The 18,773-nt window shown below is 35.8% G+C and carries 16 protein-coding genes; 10 read left to right on the top strand and 6 right to left on the bottom strand.

The annotated features are described in order from the left end of the window. Positions 1-76 precede the first annotated feature (76 nt). On the top strand, positions 77-262 hold the full coding sequence (locus D0T08_RS00135; RefSeq protein WP_116980547.1) for a hypothetical protein: 186 nt from the start codon (positions 77-79) through the stop codon (positions 260-262). A gap of 199 nt (positions 263-461) precedes the next feature. On the opposite strand, the gene D0T08_RS00140 is transcribed toward D0T08_RS00135, so the two are convergent. Then, a complete protein-coding gene (locus tag D0T08_RS00140) occupies positions 462-1,064 on the bottom strand; it encodes a DUF416 family protein (protein WP_116980548.1) in 603 nt (200 codons plus the stop codon). Between the two features lie 186 nt (positions 1,065-1,250). Continuing rightward, positions 1,251-1,493 carry a hypothetical protein gene (locus D0T08_RS00145; RefSeq protein WP_116980549.1) on the bottom strand — a complete coding sequence of 81 codons (243 nt, stop codon included), beginning with the start codon at positions 1,491-1,493 and terminating at the stop codon, positions 1,251-1,253. A gap of 528 nt (positions 1,494-2,021) precedes the next feature. On the opposite strand from D0T08_RS00145, the gene D0T08_RS00150 reads away from it, so the two are divergent. The 6 genes from D0T08_RS00150 (at position 2,022) to D0T08_RS00180 (ending at position 11,774) form a co-directional block, all read left to right on the top strand. Next, a complete protein-coding gene (locus D0T08_RS00150) occupies positions 2,022-2,264 on the top strand; it encodes a hypothetical protein (RefSeq protein WP_116980550.1) in 243 nt (80 codons plus the stop codon). Positions 2,265-2,468: 204 nt separating this feature from the next. Beyond that, a complete protein-coding gene (locus tag D0T08_RS00155) occupies positions 2,469-2,705 on the top strand; it encodes a hypothetical protein (protein WP_147322672.1) in 237 nt (78 codons plus the stop codon). 287 nt (positions 2,706-2,992) lie between these two features. Further along, complete coding sequence (locus D0T08_RS00160; protein ID WP_116980552.1) at positions 2,993-3,385, top strand: response regulator; 393 nt, start codon at positions 2,993-2,995, stop codon at positions 3,383-3,385. A 153-nt stretch (positions 3,386-3,538) separates the two neighbouring features. Next, positions 3,539-7,339 (top strand): PAS domain S-box protein, encoded by a 3,801-nt coding sequence (locus D0T08_RS00165; protein ID WP_116980553.1) that lies wholly within the window; start codon positions 3,539-3,541, stop codon positions 7,337-7,339. 279 nt (positions 7,340-7,618) lie between these two features. Further along, on the top strand, positions 7,619-11,227 hold the full coding sequence (locus D0T08_RS00170; protein ID WP_229238871.1) for an alpha-L-rhamnosidase: 3,609 nt from the start codon (positions 7,619-7,621) through the stop codon (positions 11,225-11,227). Between the two features lie 355 nt (positions 11,228-11,582). Next, positions 11,583-11,774: a hypothetical protein gene (locus D0T08_RS00180; RefSeq protein WP_116980555.1), complete on the top strand. Its 192-nt coding sequence runs from the start codon at positions 11,583-11,585 to the stop codon at positions 11,772-11,774. 86 nt (positions 11,775-11,860) lie between these two features. On the opposite strand, the gene D0T08_RS00185 is transcribed toward D0T08_RS00180, so the two are convergent. Further along, positions 11,861-12,655: an arylamine N-acetyltransferase gene (locus D0T08_RS00185; protein ID WP_116980556.1), complete on the bottom strand. Its 795-nt coding sequence runs from the start codon at positions 12,653-12,655 to the stop codon at positions 11,861-11,863. A gap of 366 nt (positions 12,656-13,021) precedes the next feature. On the opposite strand from D0T08_RS00185, the gene D0T08_RS00190 reads away from it, so the two are divergent. Further along, complete coding sequence (locus D0T08_RS00190) at positions 13,022-13,258, top strand: hypothetical protein (RefSeq protein ID WP_147322673.1); 237 nt, start codon at positions 13,022-13,024, stop codon at positions 13,256-13,258. A gap of 164 nt (positions 13,259-13,422) precedes the next feature. Then, positions 13,423-14,586: a hypothetical protein gene (locus tag D0T08_RS00195; RefSeq protein ID WP_116980558.1), complete on the top strand. Its 1,164-nt coding sequence runs from the start codon at positions 13,423-13,425 to the stop codon at positions 14,584-14,586. A 94-nt stretch (positions 14,587-14,680) separates the two neighbouring features. Here the strand turns inward: D0T08_RS00195 and ggt are convergent, their stop codons facing one another. Then, positions 14,681-16,438: a gamma-glutamyltransferase gene (ggt, locus tag D0T08_RS00200; protein ID WP_116980559.1), complete on the bottom strand. Its 1,758-nt coding sequence runs from the start codon at positions 16,436-16,438 to the stop codon at positions 14,681-14,683. Positions 16,439-16,769: 331 nt separating this feature from the next. Further along, complete coding sequence (locus tag D0T08_RS00205; RefSeq protein ID WP_116980560.1) at positions 16,770-17,174, bottom strand: response regulator; 405 nt, start codon at positions 17,172-17,174, stop codon at positions 16,770-16,772. Between the two features lie 536 nt (positions 17,175-17,710). On the opposite strand from D0T08_RS00205, the gene D0T08_RS00210 reads away from it, so the two are divergent. Continuing rightward, positions 17,711-17,950 carry a hypothetical protein gene (locus D0T08_RS00210; protein WP_116980561.1) on the top strand — a complete coding sequence of 80 codons (240 nt, stop codon included), beginning with the start codon at positions 17,711-17,713 and terminating at the stop codon, positions 17,948-17,950. 180 nt (positions 17,951-18,130) lie between these two features. Here D0T08_RS00210 and D0T08_RS00215 read toward each other — a convergent pair whose 3' ends face one another. Next, positions 18,131-18,757, bottom strand: a complete 627-nt coding sequence (locus D0T08_RS00215; protein WP_116980562.1) for a hypothetical protein — start codon at positions 18,755-18,757, stop codon at positions 18,131-18,133. Positions 18,758-18,773 lie beyond the last annotated feature (16 nt).

The following is an 18,773-nucleotide window of genomic DNA, read 5'->3' on the forward strand; positions in this document are numbered from 1 at the left end:
ATTTCCAAATCTCCTCAAACAAATCTTAGGCTTAATAGTTATTACTAAGTATTCATTCACACAAAACTTTACATTTATGAATCCCACAATTGCAATCAGAAAAGACCAGAATGGAAAAGAAATGGTTGTTATTACATTTGAAGACGGTAAAGAAGTAATTACAGCCGTTACCCCTGACGGAGATATAAAAGTAATGGTTTTTAATACTACTATTGAGATGAAACACACAGGCACAGAAAGCCTCTTAATAAAATTGAAATAAGAGTCAAACTTTTATTTCAACCTTATCAATATATTCATTTAAACTATCGATTTTTAATATCTTTCTATCTATTCTTATTGAAGAACCACTATTGGCAAACGATAAGGGTTTAAGTAGTAAGTACGATACCGGCATAATAGATAATTGATCGGTTTTGGTCATTATTTTTTCAAGCAGCTTGTCGAATGAGCTGAATTAATCAAGTTACCGATGAAAGTTCTATTATGGCACCGCTTTCATTATTAAAATCTCTCATGGCTGATATAAAAGGTAAATTAATCTCTGCTCCCAACAATTTGCGTAGAATATCTTGCTGACGCTTATATTCTCTTTTCACAAAAACATTCTGTGCAATTTTATTTTCTAAATCTTCGTCCGTAATATCCAAGTCTTCTGATTCTTGTACAAACATATCGATTGTCTCCTGAGCTATGGATACAATATTTATGAGATAACTCTGGTCTTCGCTTAATAGAAACTCTACAGCATCTGATACAGCAGAGCAAGCGTCTAACGCATAAGAAGCCAGATCTCCTTTAAATTGCTCTACATTTGGAGTAATTTCTGTAATTTTCTCATAAATACCATCCAATTCTGTATCATTTAGCTCAATATCCTGCAGATATTGGTATATCATCACAATGGCTTCTTCCAGTACTTCTATATCTCCCCATTTTTCAATATTGCTGAACTGTCTGTAATTAGGTAAGAGTTTTTCACAGGTTAGCACGGCAAATAAAACCTGCTGTTTAAAAGATAACTTAACTATTTTCTTCTCTATACTTTTCAGGAAATCATCCATTTTATTGGTGCTGTTAATTCTATTATTTCATAGCTCCTATCCGTTCACAACTCGCGCAAGATAATGATATTTTAAATTTATTTGCTATTGCTAAAGCTTGAAATCTAAAGGATAGTAGTTCTACGATAATAAATACCCAGGACCTCATGAAAATTACGAGTAGAAAAGATAATAAATGAGATTAGTCTATTCCAGGAATATATTCACTTTAATGCGTTTCACAATGGGGCAGAAATATGCATAGTAATCTATATTTTCTGTATTCAGGTAATGAATAAAGTATTGAAACTTGCGTGAATCATTTTTGCGCGTGAGAGTGATAGTTACCCCATCTTTTGTAGTACTGGGGGTAATTTCTTCATGAAGTAAATCGTATTTCTCTAACATAAACGTTACTTCACCTCTTAAACCATTTATCGTTCTTTTCATAGCCAATATTATTTAGCGGTCTCTAATTAAAAAACCATTCATTGGACGTGTCATATCGAGAAAAGCACTTATAAGATGGGATAGATAATAGAGGTAAAGAAAACAAAGCATTACAATAGCTTTAAACAAAATTAGAATATTCCTGATAATATATCAAAATGAAAACACCAAAATTATTAAGACACCAACCGTCGGGAACTACAAAAGAAATTGATTTAGCTTAAGATATAATATATCAAAAAAGTTACGGAATGCGCCAAATGATATTTGGAGCATTTTTATCTCAGGTTTTAAAATCCTGATAATATGTTTAAACAGCCATTTAAAGTAGAGCCAAAGTCAATTTCGCTTTTTGTTGATATTTTTAACATTTTTTTCTAGGAAAAGTCTAAACAATAGTTTACATTTGTAAAAGACTAATGGCCCCCTCCTAATAATCCTGTTGATTATAATCCTTTAAAATTCTCTTTCCCGATACCTATAAATCACTTTAGTGATATAATTTCCCTTTACTTAAATTATACTGCCATGAAATCATATGAAGAGTTTAAAAGCACTGTCTATCATGCCTTAGAAAGCAGTCATATCATTCCTGAAGAAATTGTTGAACATGATGCGGGTATCACGGTTTCTATGTCTAATGACGAAGAAATGCCTGAATACTTAAGAAATTTAAGTAATATACTAGTAGCGCAGCATCTTCGGTTCAAATCGTCGGTTTCAATTCCTTCCCATATTCAAACGATTAGTATTTCGATATTCAACCGTTAATTTCCTTAATTAAGGAGATTGTGTTTTGAAGCACGATTTCTTGTGAATGCCTCCGTTTAATAAGTTTAGTCTCTTCTGCTTGATAACCTCTTTTCAATCTTCTATTTTTGGTTGAGTTTACACCTTATTACCTACACTTGCCTCAGGCAAACCTTAGAACTTTTGCTAAATAAGCAACCCATGCCGCTTTTTAAATATGTACGCATGAAATCAATCACACATCTTAAAAAGAATGTTATACATACGTTGCATGAATATGAAATTATCTATGTACAAATGACAGACAATACTATTGGCAATAGCCTGACTGTTATTTTCGACCATAAAACGCATTCATCAAAACTCAAAAAACTGATTCATTCACTAAAAGCGAAACAGCTTAACTGTCTTTGCTCGTTTAATCCCGAAACCTGGGAGTTAGCTGTTACTATTTCTAAATAAGTTAAAACAGCATAGGTTATACACATAAATATACTGAAAACACAATAGTTTATACTTATTAGAAATTCCTTAGAAATTAATAAATCGGTATGTATACTCTTGATTTTAGCCTAAAGCTGGCATTGATTTTGCTATTTTAACATTAAAATAACTTTGTTGTAATCTTCTGTCTTATTCGTAAAAACCATGCGCTATTGGTATTTTTAAAGTTTTATAAATAATTAGTCCGCAATAAAAGAGTTATTACAAAGTAATTGTGACTTAGCCCATACCTTACTTATATACTTATGATAAAAAAACTTCTTTGTGTTGACGATGATAAAATTACTTTAACCTTGATTAAATTAATAGTGAGTAAAGCATCTTTTGCTGAAGAGATTATTACAAAAATGAACGGCAAAGAGGCCCTGGAGTACTATGGTGATTTATCAGAGAGCACAGCCAAAGAAGATTATCCTGAACTGATTTTTTTAGACCTGAATATGCCGATTATGGGTGGATGGGATTTTTTAGATGAATTTGTTAAAACATTTTATAAAAAATTCAATCAAACCAAGATAATCATTCTTTCGTCATCGACAGACCCGGAAGAAAAAGCCAAAATGCATAAGTACCCAATGATTATTGACTATTTATCAAAACCGCTAACAATAAACGCTTTAAAAAATATAACCATATAATACATCAGTCTTATTATTCCTGCTACTTTTTCACCTCCTTTATTACTAATTGCTAGATACTTAACCTTTTCTATAACTTAGATACTTATTATATATCCACATTTCAGGGTAGGTTATAATGGTATTTAAAAGATGAAACAACTTTGAGCTATTATGAGTAACAAGGAATTAATATTAGAGAATCGATTTTCTAAAAAGCAGCAAGCTAAAAATTTACATTGGCAAGAAAAGCCTCTGGATAGTAAGGACTTATTACTGCATTATACCGAAGAGAGCTTTGTAGTAGTAGATGCTGACTTAAAAATTGTCAACTTTAATAATAAATTTAAAGAAAAATATACCTACTATTTAGGCAAAGAAATCATCAAAGGGCAGAATATTCTTAACTATGCCCCTCCTAAAAGAATTGAAATTGCCAGGAATATCTACCAGCAGGTATTAAAAGGCGAAACACTTGAAGTAGAAGTGGCAATTCCTGCCCCTGATAATACCTTTTATTCAACACTTAATAAATATAAACCTGTCTATGATAACCATAAGCATATTATAGGTGTTTTTGTCTCATGTTTTGATGTAACTCCAACCCGCAAAGCTCAATTAGAAACACGTCAGAGCGAAGATAAATACCGTGCGATTGTTGAAAACTCAATAGATGCTTTTTTCTTTAGTAATTATGATGGCTCTGTTATTGATGTCAATGGTGCCGCTGTTGAAATATTTGGCTATAGTTTAGAAGAATTTAAGCAGCTCAACCGCACACATATAATAGACCATTCAGATAATCGATTTATTAATCATCTGGCAGAAAGAGAAAAAACAGGCAAAATGAAAGGGGAAGCCATCGGTATTCGTAAAAATGGCGAGCATTTTCCAATTGAGTTCTCTTCGATTTTCTATACAGATATTAATAATGCAATAAAGGTAGGTACATTTATCAGTGATATTTCGGCTCGTAAAAATGCTGAGAAGAAAGTTGAATTAAATGAAAGACGATTCAGGGCATTGGTTGAGAATGCTACTGATATTATTATCTTATCAGATATAGAAGGCATTATTCAGTACGTTAGCCCGGCTTTTGAGCGCATTACAGGGTTTTCTTTAGATGAAGTATTAAGTGACCAAAACCTTGTAAAGTCTCGCATACATCCTGAATACCTGGCTGAAGTAAAAAAAACACTCACGGAAAGTCTGAACAGACCTAACGTACCGCTTTCTATTCTGATGCAGTTTCAGCACAAAAATGGCAATTATATTTGGTTAGAGGGGGTAATTACAAACCAATTGAATGATGAGAACGTATCTGCTATTGTGTCTAATTACCGGGATGTAAGCCGCAGGAAAACTGCCGAAGCAAAAGCAGTAAAAAGTGAAAAAAGGTTTCAGGCATTGGTTGAAAACTTAGCTGATATTATTGTCTTATCAAATAGTGAAGGGTATATACAATATGTAAGTCCGGCTTTTGAGAAACTCACAGGCTATCATCCATCAGAAGTGATTGGCAAGCGCAATATGATATTTATGCACCCACAACAGGCTGAAGAAACCGTAGAAATAACCAAAAGGTTATTGGAAACGCCTGGCTTATCAATTCCACGTCTCAATCGGATTGTTCATAAAAATGGATCCTTTATCTGGGTGGAGGGTTGTGTTACCAATTTATTACATGATGAGAACGTAAACGCCATTGTGTCTAATTATCACGACATTACTGAGCGCTTACAGGCAGCCGAAGAATTGAAACAATCTGAAACCAATCTGAAAACCATTTTCGAAAATACTTCAGAAGCTTTTTTACTAATAGATAGACATGGTAAAGTAAAAGCATTTAACAGCAATGCCAGAGCATTTGCTTTCCTCAATACGGCCAACGAAATAGCAATCGGTAAAGATGTACTGAATTTCATAGAAGACGACCGAAAAGAAGCGATTGTCACTCTCTTTGAAAAAGTTTTCTCAGGAGAAAGTATACAATTCGACCGTTTGTACGAAAAAGAAAATGGCAAAGTATGGATTGACTTTTCAATAAGGCCTGTTGAAGAAGAGGGAAAGGTAACCGGTATTTGTGTAACAGGGCGCGACGTTACTGCCCGTAAACTAGCCGTAGAGGAATTAAGAAAACGTGAGTTGCGTTTCAGGTCTATTCTTGAAAACAGCCATGACATGCTGTTTCTGTTTGATATAGAAGGCAAAATAGAGTTCCTGAGCCCGGCCATTGAAAAGGCATTTGGTTATACTAACGGAGAGGACGAGATACATAATATATTAGACAGTATCCATCCAGACGATCTGGAGCACACGATCACGCAACTGAAACACGTATTTCAAATACCTGAATTACCTGTTTCTATTACATTCCGAAAAAAGAATAAAGATGGTAAGTATATATGGCTGGAAGGGACGCTTACTAATATGCTGCATGTGCCCGATATAAAAGTAATAGTAGCCAATTTTAAAGATGTAACCGAAAGAAAGCGTTTTGAAGAAGAGCAAGCCATGTTTGTTTCTATTGTCAACTCTTCAGAAGATGCTATTTTTAGTCAGGCTCTCGACAATAAAATTGTTACCTGGAATAAAGGTGCTGCCAAATTATTTGGCTATACTTCTGAAGAAGCTATTGGCAACAATTGCAGTATTATTATTCCATCTAATCGTTTACACGAGGAAGAAGAGATTTTTGACAAAATAAATCAGGGAATATCTGTAGAACATTTCGAAACCCAAAGAAGAAAGAAAACAGGTGAATTAATCTATATTTCATTGACGGTTTCACCTATCAGAGACAGTAAAGGAAACATTACAGGAGCCTCTAAAATCGCGCGCGATGTATCAGACAAAAAGAAAGCAGAGGATGCTATCAGAAACAATGAAAAACGTTTCAGGAGTCTGTTGCAGAATAGTAACGATGGATTAAGCCTGATGTCAATAGATGGCGTAATGCTTGAAATAAGCCCTGCTGGCAAACGAATTACAGGCTATGATGACAATGAGATGATTGGTCAGGCACGATATGACCTGATTCATCCCGATGATTTGGAAAATGTATCTCAGGCATTTATTGATGTGATAGAAGACCCAAGTAAAACCAAAAATTTTCAATACCGCAGCCTAAGCAAAGACGGTACCTACAAATGGTTAGAAGCCTGTTGCCAGAACCTTTTACACGAACCTACTGTTGGCGCTATTGTTATCAATTACAGAGACATTACCGAACGGAAGAATCAGGAGATGGAACGCGAACAGTTAATAAAAACGCTCCATCAAAACAATAACGACTTACGGAATTTCTCGTATATCACCTCTCATAACCTGAAAGCACCATTATCAAACCTGATGGGTTTTATTGATTTATTAGAGGATATGCCCATTAAAGACCCAACTTTAAAAACGATGATTGATGGTTTTAAGGCATCAACTATTCAGCTGAATAATACAGTTAATGATCTGGTGAAAATTCTGATTATCAGAGACAGTGATTCTATTGAGCAAAAAGAGATTTTCTTCGGTCAGATATTTACGCAGGTAAAAGGTCAGTTGAAGAATTTAATTGAAGAGGTAGCACCTGAAATTAAAGTAAATTTTTCAGAAGCCCCTACAATAATTTTTAATGAAACCTATCTCGAAAGTATTTTTATGAATCTGTTAACCAATTCTATCAAATATCGGTCGTATGACAGAAAACTTAAAATCAATATCGAGGCTCATAAGGAAAAAGACGGTATAATCATGACTTTTAGTGATAATGGCATTGGCTTTGATGTAGAAAGGCATAAGTCAAAAGTATTTGGTTTATACCAACGTTTCCACGACCGCCCAAACAGCAAAGGACTGGGTTTATATCTCATTAAATCACAAATGGAAAGCCTGGGCGGAAGCATCGACGTAGATAGTACTGTTGATGTCGGAACAACCTTTACTCTAAGGTTTGCACTAACCTCTAAAAGTGAACACGTATAGAAACCTCACCAAAGATTGGGGTTTTTTTCCGGTGGTATTGGAAAAGTAGAAAGGAGAATGGAACAAGGAAAGTTGATTATCCAAAAAATAAATAAGACCTTCTCTATTCGCCCTGCCTCAACCCCTATGCGCTCCTCTTCCTCTACCCTATCCGCTAATTCATCATGCACTAATACATCATTTATCTTCACACGGGTTGCTCCATGAATGCTGCATTCATTTTTTTTTCTTATTTTACTCCCTAATCAATTGTGCCTATTATTAATAAAATTATCCCCTATGATGAAAGAAAAACTTTCCTTTACCCTATTCCTGATTTTGCTGTGTACCACTTTGTCCTTTGGCAAAATCTCTTTAGAAAAACTGCAGGTTGATTACCAGACCAATCCATTAGGCATTGATATCACCACTCCTCATTTCAGTTGGCAAATGAAAGCCTTAGATGCCAGAAGAGGATATGTACAAATTGCCTATCAAATTGTAGTAACTGATGACAAAAACCAAAAAGTCTGGGATTCAAAGAAAGTAAGTAGTGACATTTCGCATGGCATTGCTTATGAGGGCATGCCCCTACAAGCTACTACCCATTATACCTGGAAACTTACTGTATGGGATAATTTCAATGAAGTAGTTTCCAAGACTGCCTGGTTCGAAACCGGGCTCATGAATACTGATATATCGGCATGGAATGGCGCGCAATGGATTGGCGGCAGTTCCGAAGACTTAGTTTTGAATGCACATGCACTTTCAGTATTTAAGTTTGAATTTGGTATTCAGTTGGATAAAAGCACCAACAGCACCAAAGCTGCCTTTGTATTTGGTGGTAATGACGCCCGTTTGATGGACAAAGATCTGAATTTAATGGGCGTTGAAACACGGAAAGGCGAAAATTATATTACACTTGAATTAGATATCTCGGGTGTATCTGACTCCCCAAATGACTTGGCTAAACTCAATATCTATCGGGTTGGATATGATAAAACTGATACTAAGGGCAAGCCATTTAAAAGCCTGGATATTCCGCAGACTGTTATCAATCAGGCTAATAAATATGATAAACATACTATTGTGGCAGAATGTAACTTTGGCTTATTCGATTTTTACGTTAATGGTAAAAATAAAATTACAGAAAAGACCACAGAAGCGCCCTCTCCATTCGGAAACAATGGTATTAACCTGAATCCTGTTGGAAAAGGAAACAACTACATCAGTTTCCCGATGCTGGCTGATATTGGTTTTCAGACTAATGCTAATCAGACTGCCTATTTTTCGGGTTTAATTATCCGAAATTATCGTTTGCCATCTAACCCTCTCTTCTCCGAAAATCTTCATGCGCAGCCTTATAAGGGTATTTTTAATAATGAAAAGCTAACTATTGCTAATAATGCCTATAAAGTAAGTGGTAACGCCTTGATATTAGCTGACCCAAGCCGTAATGCAGCTCCGATGTTGCGGAGTACTTTCGCCACAACAAATAAAACTATTCGTGGTGCAAGGTTATATGTAACCGCCAGAGGTATTTATGAAATGTATATCAATGGCAAGCGCATCAGTAACGATTACTTTAATCCGGGGCTTACACAGTATAACAAGCATCAGATGTATCAGACATATGATGTCACTAAAGATATACAACAAGGAAAACCTAATGGTATTGGCGCATGGTTGAGTGAAGGTTGGTGGTCGGGCAATATTACTTATTCGGGTGAAAACTGGAATTACTTTGGCGACCGTCAATCACTTTTGTGTAAGCTGGTAATCAGCTATACCGATGGTAGCAAACAAACCATAACTTCTAATACCAAAGACTGGAAATTATTTACTGATGGTCCTATTCGCTATGGTAGTTTTTTTCAGGGAGAGTTTTATGACGCAAACAAAGAACAGGCTGTTAGAGGCTGGTCAACTGCCATTTATAATGATAAGAACTGGAATAAGGTTACAGAAGTACCCTTGGAAGGCACCGCTTATATTGACCAAAAACCAGACCCAAGTGGTAGAAGAACTCAGGTAGAGTACAGTAATCTGAAAATTGTAGGGCAAATGGGTGAAAACCCAAGTATCGTGATGACACTCACAGCCAAATCGGTTGAAGAAGTACGCCCGAAAGTTTTTGTTTATGATATGGGACAGAACATGGTGGGCTTTCCACAAATAAAAATCAAGAATGGTAAAAAAGGGCAGGTAATTACGCTACGCTATGCCGAAGTAAAATATCCCAAACTACCTGATTATAAGGGCAATGAGGGCATGATTATGATGGAAAATATCAGAGCTGCCTTGACTACAGATACTTATACACTGAAAGGTGGCGATGAAACAATACAGCCACGCTTTACTTTTCATGGTTACCGTTATATTGAAATCACTGGTATTGCCAGCGCTGTTCCAATCTATGAAGTTAGGGGAATGGTAGTGAGTTCTATTACCGGAATTTCATCATCATACACTACCTCCAATGATTTGGTGAATAAATTATGGCAGAATATCACCTGGTCGTTAAGAAGTAACTTCTTGTCGATTCCGACTGATACGCCTGCGCGTAATGAACGTATGGGTTGGTCTGGAGATATTTCGGTGTTTTCTAGAAGTGCAACCTATTTAGCCGATGCAGATTTGTTTTTAAGAAGACATATGTTAGGAATGAGGGATATTCAACCAGAGATTGGTCGGTTTACTGATGTAGCACCCGTTGGTGGTGGTTTTGGAGGCACGCTTTGGGGTAGCGCAGGTATTGTAGTTCCGTGGGAAACGTATCAGCAATATGGAGATATTGTAATTCTGGAAGAAAATTATGAAGCTATGAAACGCTATATGGCATTCCTGAAAACCAAAGTAAATGAACAAGGCATTCTGAACGAAGGCCCATTAGGTGACTGGTTGAGCCCAGAGGGTAATAAAAACGACAATACACTTTTCTGGATGGCTTACTATGCGTATGATATAGAGATAATGGCAAAAACAGCCAAACTTTTAGGCAAAATTAGCGATGTTGAAGAATTTATGGTTCAGCATAATAGAGTTAAGGAAAATTTCAACAATATATACATTGATAAAACAACACATAAAACCATCAAATCAGGCATAAAAACCGGTTTTATGGGGCCACCGAATGAGCGCAATGCAAATCAACTATCCGATAAAGGACAAGTGATTGATACGCAAGGTTCGTATGCTATTCCTTTGGCATTAGGCGTTTTTAATGAAGCTAATAAAGCTGATGCAATCAAAAATCTGAATGAAAGCATTGCAAGACCAAACAAAGATGATAGTGGCGTGGAACGTCCCTCCTATTCGCTCATGACTGGATTTATTGGTACTGCTTCTATCATGCAGGCACTTTCCGACAATGGCCATAATGCAACCGCCTATCGATTGGTTCAACAGCAAAGTTATCCATCGTGGTTATATTCGGTTGTCAATGGCGCTACTTCTATCTGGGAGCGTTTGAATTCTTATACTGTTGAAAATGGATTTGGAGGTAACAATAGTATGAACTCATTCAACCATTATTCATTTGGATCAGTAGCAGCCTGGATGTATAATTACTCTTTGGGTATCCAGCGCAGTCCGGAGGTTGCAGGTTTCAAACAGTTTGTATTAAAACCAACTCCTGACCCTGACAAAAAAATGACCTGGGCTAAGGGCTATTATGACAGTATTTATGGAAGAATCAATAGTGAATGGAAATATGAAATCGGTAAGTGGATTTATAAAACTACGATACCTCCAAATACTACAGCTACACTTTATTTACCAGCCAAGGCCTTAGCTCAAATCAGTGAAAGTGGTAAAGCGCTTACACAAAATAATGGAACAAGTTACGAAAATGGCGAAGCGAGAATTACTCTTAAGAGCGGTAGCTACGTATTTGAGATAAAAGAGTAAAATACATTTTAAATCTTAATAAATCATTCGGGATTCTGAAAATCCCGAATGATTTTGTTTTTAAAGATATTATAATATAATTGTGCTTGATTTAACATTATAACTGCCTGCTTCGATGAGAATCATACTAACAGTTTTACAAGGAATTGCTTTTGTCTTGCTTGCATTGCAATTGCTCTGGTGGTTTATGGCTATTGGAAGTGGCCATCAAATTCCTCAAAAAACCACTAATATCTTTTCTATAAATGTTATAATCTTGATTGTAATAATAATAGGATTATTTTTTTGGAAAAGGAGTAGAAAATCTACTGATTAGTGAATTAAGAATAGGCTTAAATTAGCCGCTAAAATCAACATGAAAATATTTCTCAATATATTAAAATGGGTAATTATTGTAGCATTGGTCATACAACTGACGCTTACCATCTCATTATTTTCAAGTGGTTATGATATTTCTTCAGATAGAACTTTTATCGTAGTCCGAGATATCGTTGTCTTATTGGTACTACTGGGTGGAGTAATTTTCTGGAAAAGAAAAATCAGATAATTGTCGATTGTAGATCGGTTCGTTGCACGGTGCAGATTGTCGAATGAATGTACTAAACAATCTGCAATTGAAAATCGACAATTACTTTATAGGCTAAATTGAAACATATCTGCCAATCTTTCCTGATATTTTTTAATATCAATTCCAAATTCATCTTTCAGGCACTGCACCAAATCAACCTCGCTTTCGAAAGTAAAAAAATGTCTTCCGGTATGATTTCTTTCTAAAAACTTATTATTAAAAATGGTTTTTCTACCATTTTCTGTCGGCTTAGTACAAATCAGATTTTTTACAAAATGAGAGTCCTCCGACGTTTGTTTTAATTCGCATTGTGGTTCAAATTTTTCAATCGGAGCATCAGACAGGTTAAACACATACCTTTCTTTAAAGTTCGCTCCGGTGCTTGACATAGACAAACTATATGTATCTTCACTTACCTGTTTAATCAAAAAATAATTTGCTCCGTCGAACTGTACTACATCAGGCTTAATTTCAATTGGATTGATGAATAAATCTCCATACCCCACATCCAGCAGCCAATCAGACTCCAGTCTTACTCTTATAGCCATATGATCATATTGAGGGCCGGGCTGATTATCATTCACAATCTGCGCAGAAATAATACTGGCCTCATAACCTAATTGATTCAGTAACCAATTGAATAAAGTATTCAGTTCGTAGCAAAATCCTCCACGAAAGTAATTGACCACCTTTTTATAAATAGACTCCACATTCAAAGATATAGGCATACCTAAATGAATATCCAGGCACTCAAACGGAACGCTATATACGTGCAACTGGTGAAGTTTAAAAAGGTTTGTTAAGCTTAGCTGATGGAAATCAGGATAGCTGATACGAGCTAAATAGCTGTCGATGCGCATAAAGTGTGAATTTATGGTAATAAGTTAAGTTTGTTGTTAAAGTGCGACTGCCACAGCACTATTGACTAAGCATTGATGGATTAAATAACCATTATTTTTAGTAAATAGTTTATAGCAAGTACATTAATAAAGACGAAATTATGCCTAATAACGCTGTTGTTAAATTCTGCTGGTATAAAATTTTAGACGAATAGATTAAAAGAATATTCTGACTACTAAATAATTGGATTGATGACATTTAAACTCTCTTCGTCTGGAATATTGGCGTGTGTAGTGGGCCTCTTTGTGCTCCTGTTATTAGGAACGCTGGTCTACTCGATCAAATTTACAAATAACAAGTACCATGAGTACAAGCTGGGAATGATTATGAATAGCCCATACGAGAGCTCTGCAAAAATTACCGACAAATATGCTATGGGAGGCGGTTTTGAAATTGAATATCAGTTTAGAGGCAAATCATATGGCGAAGTTATGAAAGTAAAAAAAGAAGTATATAATCAGTATAAAACTGGCGAAAGCATTCCTATTACCCTATCCAGGATTAATCCATCTTTAGTAAGCCTAACCAGTGAGTTTAATGCTTTTAAAAAAGCAAATCCCTGATAATGCAACAGACTGTTCTTAAATCAAAATCTTCATATCAATGCACTTGTGAAAAAATTCTCGTTCATATTGCTCTTGACTCCGAATTGAACAAACTTGATATTGCTTTGAACACCTGATATAAACATCATTTTCATTTATTTGCTGCAAAAAATCAAGCAAATATGAAAAAGTTATTGATTATTCTTCTATGTACTAGCAATGTGGTTTTTGCCCAAAAGACCAAAACCAAAACACAAAATCATACTTCGGCTCCGGTTGATTATACTATTAAGCTTATTCCGGAAAAATGGGAGTTTAAAGAAAATAAAGTTGAGTTTTTCGATAAAAATGGTACGAAAGTCATGCGCATTAAACAAGGCAATCAGGGAGCAGTTTTGCTAAAGGATATGACATTTAAAAATGGTATTATCGAGTTTGATTTTGAGCCTGCTTCGCCAATGACTTTGGGGTCATCGCCAACAGTATATTTCAGAGGAAATCTACAAAAAAATGATACCGAGATTTTTTATATAAGAGCCCGGCCAAATAAACCTACTGCTAATGACGGTATTCAATATTGCCCTATTTTAGGTGGGGTAAATATGTGGGATATTTACCCTGAATATCAGGCTCCGGCATTCTTTGAAGCTGATAAAGTCAATCATTTGAAAATGGTAGTTTCTGGCCAGCAAATGCGTGTGTATGTAAATGACATGAATCGTCCGGCATTACAAATTCTAAAGCTAGAGGGTAATTCTACAGAGGGAATGATAGCTTTGGATGGCGGAATGGTAGTATCTAATATGCAGATAAAGCCTAATATGACAGATGATTTATCAGGTATTGCAGGTCCTGATTTAACTGACCATGATGCGCAATATCTGCGAAACTGGTCTTTGACAAAACCAACAAACTTACCAGCAGGTAATGAAGTTACTCCTGCAAATCTACCTAAACCAGAAGCATTTACAGAAACTATTGAAGCCGAGCGAAAAGGAATGATTAACCTTACCAGAAAGTTCGGCGGTAATAATACCCGAAAAGTAGTATGGTTAAAAGCTAAAATAAAAGCTACTGAAAATCAGAAGAATGTCATGCAATTAGGTTTTAGTGATGATGTATGGATATTTTTGAATAACCAAATGGTGTATTTAGATAAGAATACTTATTTGCAACCACCTATGCGCAAATATCCGGAGGGCCGCATTTCAATCCAGAATGCCAAAGTAAATCTTAATCTAAAGCAAGGAGAAAATGAACTACTGATTGCCGTTGCCAATGATTTTTATGGCTGGGGAATTATTGCAAGATTAGAAACTATAGAGGGAATTGAATTTGTGAAGTGATTTTACTTAACTCAGCAAATACTAAAAATATAGTGTTTTGTAAAAAGCAAAGCTGCCATGAAACAGCTTTGCTTTCTCTATATCTTTAAATAAATCAATACCCTACACTCGTATTATCCCCTCTGGGGTCAGAGCCGCCTTCTAATTTACCATCCGGACGAAGCATGATGCAATCCATACGACCTAATGAACCCACCATGGGTACAAGATTATAACCTTTAGTCTTCAGGTTATTAATAGTTGCTTCACTGAAAGCATTTTTCTCGAAAGTTGTATTATCTGGCAACCATTGGTGGTGAAATTTCAGGGCATTAACCGCCTGTTGCATGGTCATACCGTGCTCTAATACATTCAAAATCGTCTGATAAACAGAAGTAATGATAGTTGAGCCGCCGGGAGTCCCCACTACCATAAATAATTTACCATCTTTCTCCACAATAGTCGGTGTCATTGATGAAAGCATGCGTTTACCCGGTACAATCTCATTGGCTTTATTGCCAATCAGACCAAACATATTAGGTACACCTGGTTTGATACTGAAATCATCCATTTCGTTGTTCATCAAAAATCCACCACCTTGCACAACTACTTTACTGCCAAATCCTCCGTTAAGAGTGGTAGTGATAGATACTGCATTCCCCTCTTTATCTACCACCGAATAATGCGTAGTCTCATTGCTTTCATAGCCTGGCACTGCGCCGCTACTAATCGCTTTGCTATCTGTGGCTTTTGCAAATGAGAAATCACTCATACGATTTTTCAGGTATCCTTTATCTGTCAACTCTTTTACAGGCACCTTTACGAAATCAGGGTCGCCTAACCATTTTGCACGATCGGCATACACCCGACGTTCGGCTTCAATCATTACCTGCACTGTTGAATCTGAGTTCCAACCCCAGCGTTTCAACGGATATGGCTCTACAAATTTCATTAATTGCATCAAGGCTACTCCCCCACTTGAGGTGGGTGGCATGGTAATAATCTTAAAGTCTTTGTATTGATCAACAATGGCATGACGCCAGACTGAATGATAGTTTTTCAAGTCTTCATGCGTGATAATTCCTTTGCCACGTTCCATTTCTTTTACCAATAGGTCGGCACATTCGCCTTCATAAAAACCAGCCCGTTTTTTTGCCTGAATTAAAGTCAATATTCTACCCAAATCTTTTTGAACCAACGTATCACCCTGTTTCCACGCCTGTTTATCCGGACGGATATAATAGGGCGAATCAGTGGCGTTTACTTTCATTACATCTGCTTTCACTCTGTTTAATCCAACTGCTTCTCTTTCGGTTAACACTATTCCATTTTCAGCTAAGACAATAGACGGAGCCACCACTTTCTTCCATGAGAGCTTACCGAATTTTTCGTGCATGCTTACCATCCCATCTACAGAGCCCGGAACACCACTGGCTAAATGCCCTAAGATACTTAAACCAGCAATTGGATTTCCGTTGGCATCGAGGTACATATCACGATGAGCTTTCATAGGGGCTTTTTCACGAAAATCGAGTGTATAGGTACCGCCTTTTTTATCACGGTATACCAAAAAACCACCTCCACCCAAATTACCTGCCCACGGATACACCACTGCCAAAGCAAAGTGAGTAGCCACAGCTGCATCAATGGCATTGCCGCCTGCTTTTAGTATATCAACTCCTACCTGTGAGGCTATCGGATGTGCAGAAGCTACCATGCCATTATCGGCTAGTACGCCTTTTTTATCATAAAAAGTCTGAATACCTGGCACATCTACTGCATATTCGCTTAAGCCTTTGATTTGTTGATCTTGTGTTGGTTTATTTTTGCAGGAAGCAATCAGAACTAGAAGAAAAAGCAGATTTTTTTTCATTAAATTGGTTTTTAGGGTAATAAGAAACTGTTTGAGTTAGTCTTGTTTTGTTCAAAAAATTTAAATCAAAGAGTTTCTGAGTGTATGCCAAAAACAAATTTAAGTTATTAGTAGAAAATGTAACTATTAAACTAGATTTTTTTGCAGAAGCTATGCAACTCTTTATTTCTCTCCAACTTCTGATTTATAAAAATATGCCACTAATCTATCTTCTTTTGGCATCTATCAGGTTATCAATACTAAATTCATAAATAGTAATCGTACTTGACAAAAAAGAGGCTGCAGCACCTGTCCAGACCGAGTAAGCTAGTTTTCCAATACACTTACATTATTAAGACTGCAAGGTGTTCTGATACGCCTGAATAATACTTTTTACATTAGCGGCATATTCATCAAAATTATATGGTTTTGTTTTGAATATATTTGCTCCTTTGCTAATCGTATCTTCTTCTAAATGTTTATTGCTGGCAGTAGTCAGAATTGCACAAAACGTATCTCTGTGTTTTTTGTCAGCACGGATTTCTACCAGTGCTTCTATACCATTTTTCAGGTGCATATTCACATCTAATACAATCATGTCAAACTTATCTGAAGTTTGCAGTAAATGCATCAATTCTAAACCGTTTTTCACGGTTGTCAGCAAAATGGGTATTTGTGTGAGTTGGGTTGCCTCCTGAAAGAAGTCTCTATCGTCTTCATCATCGTCGGCTAATACAATTTTCAATATTTCCGGCATTGGTACTGTTTAAATTGATGGGTAGCTTTTAAAGTGTTTCGCTAAAAGTCAGGTTAATTCTCAAATATACTAACAAAAAATCAATTTTTAATGAATAAACTAATAGCCTCTATCATGAAAACAGAAAGGTTTGATTAGTGATAATCAGCCACTGTAGAAAGTATTCTTATAATAGGTTAATACGCACTACATATTTAGTGATTTTTTATATAAGTATAAATACTTATTATAGTTTTTTTTAAATACACTACTCCAATTCATTTTTAAGGCTATGAAATACTACACTACTGTAGTAAAACCGTTAATTAACGTATAAGCATTCCTAAATATTTTAAGAAAAATTTTGACAATTCGAGGAATATATTGTAACTTTCCTTGCATAATAAAATAGCCTGGAAAAATTTTCGTTCATCAGTTTAACAGACTGTCTGTTTTCTTAGGTAATAGCCTGTAAACTTAGTGGCTGTATCATTTACAGCTTAATTATCTGTACGATAAAAGCATCTCTTCAATTTTAATCTCCTAACTACACACTGATGGCAACTGTTTTTAATCTCAAAAGTAAGGTATCAGAAGCACTCCAATTGAGCAAATTGATGGCTCAGAATACCTTTGGTAACGATTTTTTTGTGATGATAAAAATCAAGGTTGATGGTGAACCAACCATGAGTTCACTCAAAAAATTCAAGGATTTTTTAGAAAAAGAACGTCTACGTTATGTTTCTTCATTTTCCTCAAAAATGGGAATCATGAATATATCTATTTATAGTTATTAGCAGGGGCTTATTAATATAGCCATGAGACATTATTAGAAAAATAAGTAGAAAAGAAGAGTGCTGTACCCTGGTCTGGATATAGCACTTTTTTGTGCCACGATTTTTAAAATCTTATTTTATTTGGAGATTTTGTCATACTATTCAACAGTTGCAGTGAAACAGGTCTTAGTGCTTTCAGCTTCATGATTCAGGTTGTTTAGCTTTATATGGAAAATCTTCTGCTGTTGTGTAATACTCCAAACCTAATACCCATATAATGATAAGCAAATAAGTAGCTTTCTGTGTGATGGGAAGAATTTCAAGCCATGTACTCGAATAATATACAAAATCACTAAAATACAGAGTTATCAGGCAAAGAGTGGTGAGTATCTTAAAAAATAATGAACGGGAAGTAAACACAAATACCGACAAATAGAAGATGGCCAACATGGCAAATGTACATGAGATAGTTACCATTATATCATGGTAGCGGGTAACTACAAAAAAAGCAAAAAACATGGCAGTCATTCCCGCATAACGGATTATCATTGCACTACTCAGGTGTTGTATTTTAGCAGAAGTTCTATAAAAAAAGATGCCTAAGCCCAGACATAAGAAAAACATACCTGCAAAAGCCCAAAGCATACCAGGATTTGAAATCCCATTCATCCCTTTTGCATCAAATAAATTACAGAGGTAGTTATTTGCCCAGTCGTATCCGCTCGATTGTAAGCTAGCCTGTGAACCTCCGGGGTATAAAAGAGTAGCTATGAATAACAATACAACCGCCAAAGCCAGACAAATAACAATCAAGTGTTTCTGAACCATGGGTGTGTTTTTTTAG

Origin of the sequence: Emticicia sp. C21 (assembly GCF_003418935.1) — a bacterium.
In the GTDB taxonomy this organism is placed as follows: domain Bacteria; phylum Bacteroidota; class Bacteroidia; order Cytophagales; family Spirosomataceae; genus Emticicia.